This window comes from Corallococcus praedator, from assembly GCF_003612125.1.
Classification (GTDB): domain Bacteria; phylum Myxococcota; class Myxococcia; order Myxococcales; family Myxococcaceae; genus Corallococcus; species Corallococcus praedator.
In genome coordinates this window covers 13,872-27,534 of the sequence record NZ_RAWI01000090.1, presented here as the reverse complement: position 1 = coordinate 27,534, position 13,663 = coordinate 13,872, and the positions used below count along the sequence as shown (strand labels likewise).

Genomic DNA, 13,663 nt, shown 5'->3' with positions numbered 1-13,663 from the left:
GCCGCCGAGTACACCGGCGCCCTGGGCGTCCTGGGCCTCATCCTCTACGCGGCCCTCACCCTGCTGGGGACCCAGGGCCCGTGGAGCGCGCGGCTCCAGCGGCTGGGCCGCGCCACGGGGCTCGCGTTCCTGGGCGCGCTGCCCTTCATCGCGGCGCTGATGCTCTACCACCAGGCCACCTTCGGGCACCCGCTGGAGACGGGCTACAAGCACCTCAACGACGCGGCCTACCAGCCGTGGCACCTGGGCGGCTTCCTGGGCATCCGCACGCCGGATCCGCGCGCCTTCTTCCTGTCGTTCTTCTCCCCGCTGCGGGGGCTGTTCACGCTGTCGCCCTTCCTGCTGCTCGCGCTGCCCGGCCTGGGCCTCTTGAAGCGCCAGGGCAGGACGTCCCCGGAGGCCCGCGCCCTCTTCTGGCTGACCGCGGTGACGCTCGCCGGCTACACGTACTTCACGTCGTCGTTCACCTACGACTCCTGGGGATGGACGACGGGGCCGCGCCACCTCACGGGGCTCGTGCCCTTCCTGCTGCTGCCCGCGGGGCTGGTGCTGGAGCGGCTGCGCGAGGCCGGGCGTCCGTGGCTGTCCGGCGTCGCCGCCATGCTGTGCGCGGCGTCCGTGCTCATCACGGGCCTGGCCACCTTCGTCAACTACATCCCCGACGACGTCTCCACCCCCGTGCTCGCGCTGGCGCGGCCGCTCTTGCTGGCCGGCTACCACGCGCCCAACGTGCTCGCCTTCCTGGGCTTCCCCACGTGGCTCGCGGGCGGCGTGCTGCTCGCGGCGCTCGTCGGCGTGGCGGGCTGTCTCTTCCTCGCGCTGGGATGCGACGCGGCCGGACGCCCCGTGCCCTCCATGGCCTGGGCCGCGGGGCTCGCGACGCTGGCGGTGCTTTGGGGCACCCAGGCGGCGTTCACCCGGAACGACACGGCGGACCAGAACGCGGTGCGCTTCCTGGAGTCCGTCTGGTTGCAGCCCCCCGGCCGGCCCCCGGCGCCCTTCTGGCCTCGCGCGGGGTCTTGAGCGCGCCGCTATACTGGCGCCGCCTTCGCTTCAGGAGACGGTGCATGACGACGCGGCTGTACCTGCTGGTATCCACCCTGCTGCTGTGCGCCCCCGTGGCCCGGGCCGAGGACGCCGCGGAGCTGTGGGGCAAGAGCTGCAAGTCCTGCCACGGCCCGGACGGCCGGGCGCAGACGCGCATGGGCCAGAAGGAGGCCATCGTCGACATGAGTCGGGCCGCCTGGCAGAAGGCCGAAACGGACGCCGAGCTGCGCGAGGTCATCGCCAACGGCTCGTCCCGCAACACGAAGATGAAGGCCTACAAGGACCGGCTCACCCCGGAGCAGATGGACGCGCTGGTGCGATACATCCGCACCTTCAAGGCGAAGTGACGGGCGTCATGAATAACCCCTGGCGCCCAGGCGTCCAGGGAGTGGGAGAATCGGAGACACCCATGAAGACCCTCACTGTCGCCATCGTGTTCTGCCTGTCCATGGTCAGCCTCTTCGCGTCGGTGCGCGCCGACGCCAACGCGTTCCCCCGGCTGGAGCCGGGCGTCTCCCAGCCGGTGGCGCTGATGCCCAAGGGCGGCGACGGCAAGGGCGGCGGCGACGACAAGGGTGGCAAGGGCGGCGAGGAGGACGAGGAGGAGTACCGCCAGCAGTCCCGCGGCCTCGCCCAGAAGGCCGCCCTGGAGCTGGTGGATCCGGGCGTCCTGGACGACATGATCCGCCTGCGTGCCGCACTGCGTGGCGGCCAGCGCTAGCCTCACCGCCCCGCCCGAAAAAGGGCGGTGGCACCGCAAGGATTGGCGGGCTCGCAAACTTTGCGCAGCCGCCTGACGTCAAACGGCACCCCCCCGGCCCGAGCATCCCCCTCATTCCAGAGGGTTGAGTGCCAGGCCCCCCGGCACGCGGATTGCTGACCCTCAGCCCCAACGCCGCGCCTCCCCCAGGGCGCGCGAAGGAGTTCCTGATGGTTCCGCGCACCCGCTCCCACCTCCGCCAGCCGCGAGGCTTCACGCTCCTGCTCGCGCTGGGCGTGGTCGCCGTCGTGACGATGGCGGTGATGCTCAGCTTCAGCGTGGTGGGCCGCGAGGCCGACAGCCAGGCGGACACCCGCCGCCAGAAGCAGGCGTTCTTCGCCGCCGAGGCGGGCCTCGCGGAGGGCCGCGAGGCGGTGCGCATCATCATGGACACCAACCTCGGGGCCACGCTCGTCCTCAAGGACGCGCTGGGCCGGGATCGCGTGGAGCTGCCGGGCATGGGCAGCGCCAACTACCCCTGGTTCGAACTGCTGCCGGGTGACGGGGTGGACGGGTGGAACGACTACAGCATCACCACCGACAGCCTGGACGCCGCCGAATACGCCGGCATCGACGACTACCCGGAGCAGAAGAACGTGCGCTACCGGGTCTTCGTGCGGGACGACGTGGAGAGCGACGACCTGTTCGGCACCGACTCCAACCGCCAGCTCTGGGTCATCTCCGTGGGTGAGGTCACCAACGCCAACGGCCGGCCCACCCGCGCCGTGGTGCAGGCGCTCGTCACCAACTCCAACACCGAATCCATCTTCACGCCCGGGTGCATCTCCAAGGGCTGCGGCCCGGACATGAACTACGTCAACGTCACGGACACCGGCACGCCCGGAACCGCGGTCATCACCCTTCCGTAATCCCGTCTTCCCGCGAGCCCCCCATGAAACGCCTGACCCCCTTGTTGCTCCTGCTCCCTGCGCTCGCCAGCGCCCAGGACCGGGGCGAGCTGGCCTTCAACAAGGCCTGTGCCCAGTGCCACCAGGCCCAAGCCCCCTCCCCAGCCCCGAAGCGCGCCAAGGGCACCCGTGAGCCGGTGGGGCCCGCCATGGACCAGGTGGTCCGCAGGAAGAGCCTGGAGGAGATCCACGCGTGGGTGCAGTCCCCCCACCGGTTCAACCCCAAGGCCATCTGCGACACGCGCCTGCTGGGCCCGGATGACCTGGAGCCGCTGATGGGCTTCCTGGCCACCGTGACGGTGCCGGCGGAGCCGCCGCGCCGGGCGGTCCTGAAGCAGCGGATGGAGCAGCAGGTGACGGAGCGGACGCGGCGCAAGAAGGCGGAAGCCGAAGCGAAGGCGAAGAAGTCCCAGTCGACGAACCAGGGGAAGAAGTGATGCGGACGCTTTTCAAGAACGCCCTCGCGGCCCTGCTGGTGACGGGCACCGCGCCCGCCACCGCCCAGGTCGCCAGCCCCCAGCTGCTCTGCCAGGACGATCTGGCCAATGACAAGCAGGGCGCCTTCAAGATCGGGCCGGATGGCCTGACCATCAGCAACGACACCATCGAACTGCGCGAAGACAAGCGCCTCCAGCTCAAGACCGACCTCAAGAAGCTGGACTCGGAGAACATCACCTTCCCGTTCGACCAGACCGTCACCATCGACTACGTGTACGAGTCCGCCGGTGCGTCGCACTCGCTCGGCTACATGTACCTGGATGACGTGAAGGCCCGCGGCTATGCGGATGCCAACGGCAACCTCGTCGACAAGAACGCCAACGGCATCCTCGACCTGCACGAGGCCCTCTACAACCTGACGCCGGACGACGACCCCATCCTGCCCGTCAAGTACGTCGGCAAGGGGCCCAGGCGCTGCTCCCGGACCTTCACGTCCGGGGGCAAGACGTACATGGAGCCCGAGCTGGCGATGGGGGCCTCCCCGACCTGCACCAAGACCTTCGTCCACAAGACCGACGTCACGGACTCGCGCCCGGGCCGCGCGGACTCCAGCAACAACAACATCGCGAATGACTGGGTGGGGACCAGCAACAGCATCTCGTCCGACAACGGCCTGTTCCCGCACATCCCCAACCTGCTGGAGCCGGCCGCGCCCGAGAACGACTACAAGGGCCTCGGAAGAATGGTCTTCCTGCTCGCGGATGACGACGACGGCAAGACCGTCGAGCGCAACCTCGGCCCCGTCGCGGACATCAGCAACGACTACGACGGCATCCCGGACTACAACGTCTCCCAGTACGACTACCGCGGCCTCAAGCTGCCCGCCCCCGCGACCACGGATCCCGAGTACACCAACTACAACAACCTCAATACCGGGGACCGCAGGGTCAACCTGGGCATGGTCCAGGGTGGCAAGGAGATCGTCTTCTTCGCCGTCGTCTACTACGACGTCCGCCACAACACGGACAACGACACGGTCGCCCCCTGCCTCAAGCGCGCCCCCTACACGGGCAACGCCGACGAGGACGGCAAGTGCCTGCTGCACCTGCAGACGTCCGTCTCCGTGTTCTTCTCCAAGGCCACCTGGAACCTGGATCAGAACTTCAAGACGCTCGCGGGCAACAAGGTGACGGAGCGCAACATCGGCTGCAGCTACTCCGAAAGCTGCAACGTCCCGTCGGACGGTGATGCCTGTGAGATCGAGAATAGCGGCGGTCAGCGGGCCTGCGGCTGGCTGGAGCAGGCCACGCTCGACCGTCTGGCCTCGCCTGCCTACAACACCCTGATCATGCCCCCGGAGGGCGTGACCATCATGCGCCCCGGCACGGAGTCGGGAAACGTGAGCGAGGCCGTGGACCGCATGAACTACATGCCCCACGTCATCGTGGGCGCGCCCACCACGGACCCCTTCCGGTGGATCCTCGGCTTCGAGGACCTCAACGGCGGTGGTGACCGCGACTTCAACGACATCGTGTTCATGATCAACAAGGAGAACGGCGGTGGCGCCAAGTCCAACACCGTGACCTCCGACGTCATGGGCGACGATGGGGACAGGCTCGGCCCGGACTTCACCATCACCAAGGTCCGCTTCCGCCGGCAGGACGACGTCGCGCCGTACTCGTCAACGGAGACCCCGCCCCCCGCCTCCAGCCTGCGCGTCCAGAAGCCGGGCGAATCCGTGACCAAATGCCCGGGAAATGGGGCGCCCTGCTGGACCGAGGAAGCCGTGGGAGCCTGCACGCCGCCGAGCGGCATCAGGCCCACCATCACCTATTCCATCGCGGTGGACTGCCGCATCCTGGACGGGAACGGCAAGTACCAGCCCAACCCGTCGCCGGGCTGGGTTCCGGTGGTCTTCCCCACGGGCGGGACGTACCCCACCCAGGAAGTGGAGATCGACATCCTGGCGCTGGGCCTGACGGGTTCGCAGCTGTGCTGGAAGGTGGACATCAGCAGCCCCAACGAGCAGTGCCGTCCCATCATCGACGACGTGGACATCGGCTACCAGGCCGTGCGCTCCGGCGCCTACGCGCGCTCCAGCCCGAGCACCCTGGGCAACGTGGCCGTCTGGGGCGTGAACGAGACGCCGGGCCAGAAGTGGGGTGAGGGTTGGAGCGGGGCCGAGGGCAGCCTGCCGCTCCCCGGCATCCGCACCTACGACGGAGCCAAGGACTACACCATCCGCGGTCGCATGTACCTCCAGTCGCTCTATGACCCGGAGAAGAGCGATGCGACCAATCCGAAGCTGCGCTGGGAAGCGGGCCGCGTGATGGCCCTGTCGATAACGAGTGGAGATCTGCTCGACAAGCGCAAGCTCTACACGATGTCGGACAACAACGGCGGCAACAAGGACGTCAAGGACAAGGGCGACGAGCTGTTCGCGGGCAGCCTCTGCAACACGTACAGCGAGATCGACGGACGCTATCCCTACGACCTGAACCACGACGACAACTGCAGCCCCGGTACCGAACGAAAGTTCCTGGTGGACTGGCTGTACGGCTACGAGAACAAGACCACCGGCGCGCGTCGGCCGTGGCCCATGGGCGGCATCAACCTGTCCACCGTGGCGCTGGCGGTCCCTCCCTACCAGGACAACTGGTACCAGTACGCGAAGCCGACCGAGCGGGACCTCTACCGCACGAACTTCCTGAAGGGCCTGGAGAAGCGCAAAACCGTGGCCTACGTGGGCACCATGAGCGGCGTGCTCCACGCCTTCGACACGGGCGACTTCCGCAACGCCCTGAAGGACGGCTGCGTCGACGAGCCCCAGCAGCGCGGATTCTTCGAGCCGACGGGCTGTGGCTCCGCGACCGTCCCCGCCACGCGCGCGTACGGAACCGGCAAGGAGGAGTTCGCCTACATGCCCGAACTGCTGCTGGGCCAGTACCGCAACCAGTACGTGCGCTTCCGCAACTCGGGCACCCTGCCGAGGCCCCAGATGGACGCTTCGCCCAGCATCGCCAACGTGGACCTGGGTGACCGCAACGACTGGAACTCCAACATCAAGTACGACTGGAAGCCCGCGCAGACGGCCCAGAAGCAGCAGGGCGCCAAGACGGTGCTCGTCTCCGCGACGGGCAAGAGCACGCCGGTGGTCTACGCGCTGGACATCACCAACCCCGAGGACGACTGGTATCCGCTGCCCTTGTGGGAGTTCAGCTTCAAGGACCTGACCATGGCGACCGCCTTCACCGCGGCGCAGACGGTGGACCCCCAGGTGCTGCTGCCGGACAACATCGGCTCGCGCCATGCTCCCTCCCTCGTCCGGGCGGCCTGGGGTTCGGCGAATGCCCAGGACCGCCGCTGGGTGGCGGTGGTGGGCACCGACTACGAGCCGGCCGAGAAGCGCGCGGGCGCGGTGTTCCTGCTCGACATGAAGACGGGCAAGCCGCTCGACTACGGCTCCACCCCGGGTGGCAAGTACGCGGGCGTCATCACCTTCGAGAAGGGCTGGGGCATCGCGGCGGAGTCCGCGATGCTGGACCTGGATCAGGACGGGACGTACGACGTCATGTACGTGCCCACCACGTCCGGCAGCGTCTGGCGCGTCAACCTCAAGAACGTGAGCACGTCCCGGAAGCTGGGCGACAAGGTGCAGAAGTGCATGGTGGCGAGCGCGCCCGCCGCGCTGAAGAACCACCCGGACGCCAGCCAGACAGACCTGGACCTGCAGCAGCTCTACTCCAACCTGGCCGTGAAGCTCGTGCGCACGGAGAACGGCACCGTGGTGCGCTTCTACTTCGGCACGGGCGACAACCCGGACCAGTACACGGATGGCTACGACGAGCCGAACCCCGCGTCGCCCTCGTACCAGTACCACCTGATGGCATTCGAGGATCCGAACCCCGCGGGAGACAAGCCGTGCCTGCCGCTGGAGCCCATGTGGGTCCAGAAGCTGGGCAAGGGTGAGAAGCTGTGGGGCGGCGTGGCGCTCAGCGCTGACAGCGTCTACGCAGCGACCGCCGCCGGCAAGGCCGCGGACATCTGCAACCTGAGCACGACGCAGAACGGCGCCTCGTACACCGCCAACCAGATCACCGGCGTGATGACCCGCTCCGAACTGGAGGGCCACGCCATTTCCGCACCGGTGGTGCACGACGAGCACCTCTTCGTGCTCACGGCGACGGGCAAGATGAAGGTCATGGGCGGACAGAAGTGGAACAACAAGGCAGGGGCCAGCGGAGTGCCCAAGTCGCAGATCATGCTGTGGGAGCCGCTGCCCGACGGGAGACTGCCGCAATGATGCAGCGAGCCTCACGGGGTGTGACCCTGCTGGAAGTCATGGCCACCATGGCCGTCATGCTCCTGGGCGTGGCGGCGGCCATGACCGTGGTGAGCCAGACGAGCACCGCCAACCGGCGGACGCTGACGGCCAATCAGGCGCAGATCATCGCGGAGCAGACCCTGGAGAACATCCTGACGGAGGGATGCCAGGGGCAGGTGAACTGCGCTGACCTGACCAACAGGACCTTCCAGGTCTACCAGACGTCGGAGGGGCTCCTGCGCAACACGCCGCCCACGGACCCCAACATCCTGGCGCGCGAATACACGGTGAACGTGGACGTGGACAACGTGATGGCCCCCCTCACCGCGGAAGGGGGCAAGTGGGGCAATCCCCCCGTGAACCGTCCGCTGGTGGGCGCCACCACGGGCAACCTCGTGAACGTGCGCGTGTCCGTGAGCTGGGAAGAGCCGAACATCCGCTCTGGCCGGCAGGTCGTGGTCCTCCAGACCCGGATGGCGCAATGAGTCCCACGTCCATGCAGCGGCGGGGCTTCACCCTGCTGGAAGTGATGATCGCCAGCGCCCTGGGGGTCATCGTGCTGACCACCGGGTTGGTGGTGGGCACGCAGATGCAGAAGCGCGCCCTCTTCGAAGAGCAGACGATGATGGCGCAGGTCACGGGCCGGGCGGTGAAGGAGCTGTTCACCACCGACCTGGCGCGGGCCGGCACGGGCATGGGCAACACGCCCATCTCCTTCGACACCGACGATGAGCGCTCGGCCATCACCGTCTGGCACAAGCCGGACCTGACGGGCAATGACACCCCCCTGGGCCCGGACCCGGACTTCGTCCCGGCGCCCACGGAGGACCTGGAGTCGGATGCCCTCCAGCTCTACTGGGGGGAGACGAACGGGATGATGACCCTGGCCCCGTGCACGGAAGCCCCGAACGTGGGCAGGTACCGCAGCAACGACCTGACCACCTTCTGCACGGGCAAGGACCCCTCCAATGGGATGGTGAACCCCGCGCAGCCGACCATCGCCGTGCTGGTCAGCGGTGGAAACAAGGTGGCCTGCCCCGTGAGGATCGACACTGTGATGGCCGGGGCCCCCGGGAAGTTCACGGTCCACGCGCCGACCCCCGAAGTTCCCAGCTCCCCCAAGTGCAAAGGGGAGGTGGACACGGAATTCTGGAAACCGACCGGGGTGAAGACCGACGTGGAGAACTGGCTGGCCCTTCGCCTGGGTGGCGCGGCCTACCGGGTGAACTGGAAGAACAACATCCCCACGCTCGAGTACCGGGCACCCGGACAGGCGGCCTGGTCCGTGGTGAGCCGCGACGTGGAGCAGATGACCGTGCGCGAGGGGATCATCGACCTGTTCGAAGCCAGGAACATCGTGACCTGGTACCCGGATGCGCCCGCCGCGGGCATCACGCGTCCCTACATCTCCGAATGCACGCTGGCGGATTTCAATGCGGGGCCCTGCAAGATCGACCTGAAGGGGGCGGACGGGGTGGACCTCCCGGCTCCCGCCACCCAGGAGGAGCTGCACAGGCGCATGCGGCAGCGGATCCGCGAGCTGGAGGTGACGCTGGTCATCCGCACCCGTCGCATCAACCAGGATGCGATCCTCGGGGGGCAGGATGAAGAGGGGCGCGACCAGGATGGCTACAAGCGCCGCCGGTTCACCTTCCGGATCCTCGCGCGCAACTTCGCGGCGGTGGGAATGCTGCGGCCGGTCGCCAAGGCGGAAGAAGTGGTGGTGCCATGAAGCGCACGAAGGGCATGACGTTGCTGGAGCTGATGACGGCCGTCGCGGTGATAGGGGTGCTCATCGCCCTGGCCGTGGCGGGAACGCAGGGCCGCATCGACCGTCAGCGGGAGACCTCGGCCACGCGCGAGCTGTGGGGCGCCGCCCTGCGGGCGCGCCAGCTGTCCATCAGCACCAACCAGCCGGTGCGCATCGTGGTGGATCCGGACGTCGAGCAGCCGGACGGCAGGCGCTACAACGTGGCCCGCTGGGAGCGGTTGAAGTGCGGGGATGACCTCAACAATCCGGACGAGTGGACCGTGGACAAGTGTCCCAGCCCGTCCTGCCTGGCCAAGACGTGCCGCGCCGACTCCAACTGCTGCAGCGAGACGGGACCGGACATCGTCATCCCGGGCACCATGGTTGCCGCGGACATCAACAACCTGTGCTTCCTGCCCGGCTCCGGCCGGCCGGTGTTCAACCGGATGGACTGCATGCAGGGCTCGCTCGGCTCGCCCGCGGACATCGCCGCGGCGGCGCCCGCGGACAACTCCATCCTCTTCCGTTTCGCCTCCGACCGCCCCAAGAGCGTGCTGATGGTGGAGCCGCTGACGGGGCTGTCCAGCGTGATGGACTGCGACTCGCAGGCCGCTACCACCAACGACGCGACCCGCAAGGACGAGCGGCTGGCGGCGGCCTGCACGGCCCCCTGAACCGACGGTGACGTGCCGCTCCATGTCCGGGACCTTCCAGGTCCCGGACGTGGGGTGCGCCTCCCCGGTCAGCGGCCGTCCTGTTTCGCGGCCACATGACAAGCGTTCAGCATCCGGCGTTGATTTGGGGCAGGCGGCACCCTAATTAGCCACGAGGGCCCCACCCCGGGCCCACGCATGGACACCTCCCCTCCTCCCAAGTCGGATGGCTCGCCGTGGCCCGGTGGCACTCCTCCCTCCGGTGACGCCTTCGCGCGGCTGCTGGCCTCCCTCCACGTCGGACGTCGCACGCGCACGCAGGGCGTGAAGGGCGCGGCGCGCGGGCACCTGCTCGCCCGCTTGCACCGTTCACTCCAGGCCCCGCTGGTGTGCGTGGCCGTGGATGAAGAGGCGGCGGACGCGCTCGCGCACGACCTGGCCTTCTTCCTGGGCGGCACCGGCAGCCTGCTGGAGCCGCGCGTGCTGCGGCTGCCCGCGGATGAAGTGCTGCCGTACGACGAGCTGTCCCCCGAAACGGGCCCCATCACGGAGCGGCTGGGCGCGCTGTTCCACCTGGCGCGCGGCACGCCCTTCCCCGCGCTGGTGCTGTCCGTGCGCGCGCTGCACCGCCGCGTGCTGCCGCTGGCGGTGATGGCGCAGCTGGCCCAGCGCGTGGAAGTGGGCCAGGACTTCGACCGCGACACGCTGGCGCGGAAGCTGGCGCTGATGGGCTACCAGAACAGCCCGCTGGTGGAGGACAAGGGCACCTTCAGCGTGCGTGGCGGCCTGCTGGATGTCTTCAGCCCGCTGTACGAGCGGCCGGTGCGCCTGGAGTTCTTCGGGGACACCATCGAGTCCATCCGCGTCTTCGACCCGGAGTCGCAGCGCACGGTGGACGCGCTCAAGGCCGTGGACCTGGTGCCCGCGCGCGAGCTGCTCCTCACCGACGACACGCGCCCGCGCGCCGAGGCCGCCGCCCGCGCCGTCGCCGACCGCATCAACCTGCCCACCATCAAGCTGCGCGAGCGGCTGGAAGCGCTGCGCGAGGGCCTGCCCGGCTTCGGCCTGGAGGGCCTGCTGCCCGGCTTCTTCGAGGGCGGGCTCGTCACGGTGTTCGACTACCTGCGCGCCTGGGCCCCGGAGCCCGTCGTCTACCTGGACGACCCGGTGGGACTGGACCGCACCCTGGACGAACTCTGGGGAGAGCTGGCCCGGGGCGTGGCGGAGGCCGACGTCCGGCAGGACCTGAGCTATCCGCCGGAGCACCACTTCCTGTCGCGCGAAGATGTGGCCGCTCGGCTCCAGGCCCTGCGCGTGGTGGAGGGCGGAGGGCTGTCACTCACGCAGACGGACGTCCCCGTCGCCTTCAGCTTCGGCACGACACAGGACCTGCGCGAGGCCATCCTCGCGCACCATGGCGAGGAGGGCGCGCTCACGCCGCTGGTGGAGCGGCTGCAGCGCTGGCGCGACACCGGCGTGGCGTGCGCGGTGGCGTGCGGAACGCTGAGCCAGGCGGACCGGCTCAAGCGGCTGCTGTTGGACCGGTCGGTGATGGTGAAGGTGCACACCGAACCGATGGCGGACCCCGCGAAGCTCTACGAGCCCGCGGTGTGGGTGCACCTGTTCACCGGCGAGGTGAGCCACGGGTTCGTGGACGCCGAGGGCCGGCTGGCGGTGCTCGCGGACGAGGAGATCTTCGGCGTCCGCTCCCGCCGCCGCGTGAAGCGCAGCAAGAAGCTGGATGCGTTCGCCGCGGGCTTCAAGGACCTGAAGGAAGGCGACCTCATCGTCCACACCGACTTCGGCATTGGCCGCTACGCGGGCCTGACGAAGATGGAGGTGCAGGGCGTTCCAGGGGACTTCCTCGTCCTGGAGTACGCGGGGCGCGACAAAATCTACCTGCCGGTGGGCCGCATGCGGCTCATCCAGAAGTTCACGGGTGGGGACCCGGAGACGGTCCAGCTGGACAAGCTGGGCACGACGAGCTGGGAGAAGACGAAGAAGCGCGTCAAGGAGCAGCTGCTCAAGATGGCGGCGGAGTTGTTGCAGATGGCCGCCGCGCGCAAGGCGCACCCCGGCTACGCGTTCCAGCCCCCGGACCGGTACTACGCCCAGTTCGAGGCGGACTTCGAGTTCGAGGAGACGCCCGACCAGGCGAAGGCCATCGAGGACGTGCTCGCGGACATGCAGAAGGCGCAGCCGATGGACCGGCTCGTCTGCGGCGACGTGGGCTACGGCAAGACGGAGGTGGCGATGCGCGCCGCCTTCAAGGCCACCCTGGACCGCAAGCAGGTGGCGGTGCTGGTGCCCACCACGGTGCTGGCGCAGCAGCACTTCCACTCGTTCAAGAAGCGCTTCAAGGACTACCCCGTCACGGTGGAAGTGATTTCCGGCATCCGCAAGCCGCCGGAGGTGCGCGACATCCTCAAGCGCGCCAAGGAGGGCCGGGTCGACATCGTCATCGGCACGCACAAGCTGCTGGCGGGCGAGGTGGCCTTCAAGGACCTGGGGCTGCTCGTGGTGGACGAGGAGCAGCGCTTCGGCGTGAAGCAGAAGGAAGCGCTCAAGCGGCTGCGCACGCAGGTGGACGTGCTGACGCTGACGGCCACGCCCATCCCCCGCACGCTGCACATGAGCATGTCCGGCGTGCGCGACATGAGCATCATCGCCACGCCGCCGCAGGACCGGCGGGCCATCCGCACCTTCGTGATGAAGTACGACGAAGGCCTCATCAAGGAGGCCGTGGAGCGGGAGATCGCCCGCGGCGGCCAGGTCTTCTTCGTGCACAACCGCGTGGAGTCGCTGGCCTCCATGGAGCGCGACCTGCGCAAGCTGATGCCGCACGTCTCCATCGGCGTGGCGCACGGGCAGATGGCCGAAGGGCAGCTGGAGAAGGTGATGCTGGCCTTCACCGAGCACAAGTACCAGGTGCTGCTGTGCACCAGCATCATCGAGAGCGGCATCGACATCTCCAGCGCCAACACGATGATCGTCGACCGCGCGGATCAGTTCGGCCTCGCGCAGCTCTACCAGCTGCGCGGCCGCGTGGGCCGCAGCAAGGAGCGCGCGTACGCGTACCTGCTGGTGCCCACGCGCCGCCCGGTGACGAAGGACGCGCAGCGCCGGCTGGAGGTGCTCCAGAACTTCACCGAGCTGGGCGCGGGCTTCTCCATCGCCAGCCATGACCTGGAGATCCGCGGCGCGGGCAACCTGCTGGGCGAGAAGCAGTCAGGCGCCATCGCGGAGATCGGCTTCGACCTGTACGCGCAGCTGATGGAGGAGGCGGTGGCGGAGCTGCAGGGCCAGCCGCCCAAGGTGCACGTGGAGCCGGACATCAACCTGCCCATGCCCGCCCTCATCCCCGACGACTACGTGGCGGACGTGCACCAGCGGCTGGTGTTCTACAAGCGCTTCAGCCAGGCCGGCCACCCGGACGAAGTGACGGACCTGCGCGCGGAGCTGGTGGACCGCTACGGCGAGGCCCCCGACGAGGTGGACGCCCTCTCCGAGGTGACGCTCCTCAAGATCGACATGCGCGAGCTGCGGCTGCGCGCGCTGGAGGGCGGCCCCAACCGCCTGTCGATGGCGCTGGGCGCGGACGCGCTGCTGGACGGCGCGAAGGTGGCCGCCCTGGTGCAGCGCTCCAAGGGCTTCTACCGGCTCACCCCGGACATGAAACTCATCGCCCGGCTACCCCCGGAGGCCAAGGGGCACGCGATGCTGGCGGAGGCGCACAAGATGCTGCGCGACCTGGGCACCTGCGCGCTGCCCCGGCACTGACGC

At 68.7% G+C, this 13,663-nt stretch carries 9 protein-coding genes and 1 pseudogene; all 10 read left to right on the top strand.

Going from position 1 to position 13,663, the window contains the following annotated elements:
- Window positions 1-1,023: pseudogene (locus tag D7Y13_RS14530) on the top strand (hypothetical protein); the annotation flags it as partial.
- Between the two features lie 44 nt (window positions 1,024-1,067).
- Window positions 1,068-1,394, top strand: coding sequence for a c-type cytochrome (locus tag D7Y13_RS14525; protein WP_120584226.1), 327 nt, complete (start codon window positions 1,068-1,070; stop codon window positions 1,392-1,394).
- Window positions 1,395-1,456: 62 nt separating this feature from the next.
- A complete protein-coding gene (locus D7Y13_RS14520; protein WP_120534122.1) occupies window positions 1,457-1,768 on the top strand; it encodes a hypothetical protein in 312 nt (103 codons plus the stop codon).
- Window positions 1,769-1,977: 209 nt separating this feature from the next.
- Window positions 1,978-2,676, top strand: a complete 699-nt coding sequence (locus D7Y13_RS14515; protein WP_120534121.1) for a hypothetical protein — start codon at window positions 1,978-1,980, stop codon at window positions 2,674-2,676.
- A 23-nt stretch (window positions 2,677-2,699) separates the two neighbouring features.
- Window positions 2,700-3,152 carry a c-type cytochrome gene (locus tag D7Y13_RS14510; RefSeq protein ID WP_120584225.1) on the top strand — a complete coding sequence of 151 codons (453 nt, stop codon included), beginning with the start codon at window positions 2,700-2,702 and terminating at the stop codon, window positions 3,150-3,152.
- Window positions 3,152-7,456: a DUF4114 domain-containing protein gene (locus tag D7Y13_RS14505; protein WP_120584224.1), complete on the top strand. Its 4,305-nt coding sequence runs from the start codon at window positions 3,152-3,154 to the stop codon at window positions 7,454-7,456. The genes D7Y13_RS14510 and D7Y13_RS14505 overlap by 1 nt, the downstream gene beginning before the upstream one ends.
- Complete coding sequence (locus D7Y13_RS14500; RefSeq protein ID WP_120534118.1) at window positions 7,453-7,962, top strand: type IV pilus modification PilV family protein; 510 nt, start codon at window positions 7,453-7,455, stop codon at window positions 7,960-7,962. The genes D7Y13_RS14505 and D7Y13_RS14500 overlap by 4 nt, the downstream gene beginning before the upstream one ends.
- The gene (locus D7Y13_RS14495; protein WP_120584223.1) at window positions 7,959-9,209 is read left to right on the top strand and encodes a PilW family protein; all 1,251 of its coding nucleotides are present in this window, start codon (window positions 7,959-7,961) and stop codon (window positions 9,207-9,209) included. The genes D7Y13_RS14500 and D7Y13_RS14495 overlap by 4 nt, the downstream gene beginning before the upstream one ends.
- On the top strand, window positions 9,206-9,901 hold the full coding sequence (locus D7Y13_RS14490; RefSeq protein ID WP_120534116.1) for a pilus assembly FimT family protein: 696 nt from the start codon (window positions 9,206-9,208) through the stop codon (window positions 9,899-9,901). The genes D7Y13_RS14495 and D7Y13_RS14490 overlap by 4 nt, the downstream gene beginning before the upstream one ends.
- Before the next feature lie 177 nt (window positions 9,902-10,078).
- Window positions 10,079-13,660 carry a transcription-repair coupling factor gene (gene mfd, locus D7Y13_RS14485; RefSeq protein ID WP_120584222.1) on the top strand — a complete coding sequence of 1,194 codons (3,582 nt, stop codon included), beginning with the start codon at window positions 10,079-10,081 and terminating at the stop codon, window positions 13,658-13,660.
- The last annotated feature ends 3 nt before the right edge of the window (window positions 13,661-13,663 follow it).

Coding starts and splice junctions, on each gene's coding strand:
- D7Y13_RS14525 (WP_120584226.1), top strand. CDS start 1,068: ATGACGACGCGGCTGTACCTGCTGGTATCCACCCTGCTGCTGTGCGCC.
- D7Y13_RS14520 (WP_120534122.1), top strand. CDS start 1,457: ATGAAGACCCTCACTGTCGCCATCGTGTTCTGCCTGTCCATGGTCAGC.
- D7Y13_RS14515 (WP_120534121.1), top strand. CDS start 1,978: ATGGTTCCGCGCACCCGCTCCCACCTCCGCCAGCCGCGAGGCTTCACG.
- D7Y13_RS14510 (WP_120584225.1), top strand. CDS start 2,700: ATGAAACGCCTGACCCCCTTGTTGCTCCTGCTCCCTGCGCTCGCCAGC.
- D7Y13_RS14505 (WP_120584224.1), top strand. CDS start 3,152: ATGCGGACGCTTTTCAAGAACGCCCTCGCGGCCCTGCTGGTGACGGGC.
- D7Y13_RS14500 (WP_120534118.1), top strand. CDS start 7,453: ATGATGCAGCGAGCCTCACGGGGTGTGACCCTGCTGGAAGTCATGGCC.
- D7Y13_RS14495 (WP_120584223.1), top strand. CDS start 7,959: ATGAGTCCCACGTCCATGCAGCGGCGGGGCTTCACCCTGCTGGAAGTG.
- D7Y13_RS14490 (WP_120534116.1), top strand. CDS start 9,206: ATGAAGCGCACGAAGGGCATGACGTTGCTGGAGCTGATGACGGCCGTC.
- mfd (WP_120584222.1), top strand. CDS start 10,079: ATGGACACCTCCCCTCCTCCCAAGTCGGATGGCTCGCCGTGGCCCGGT.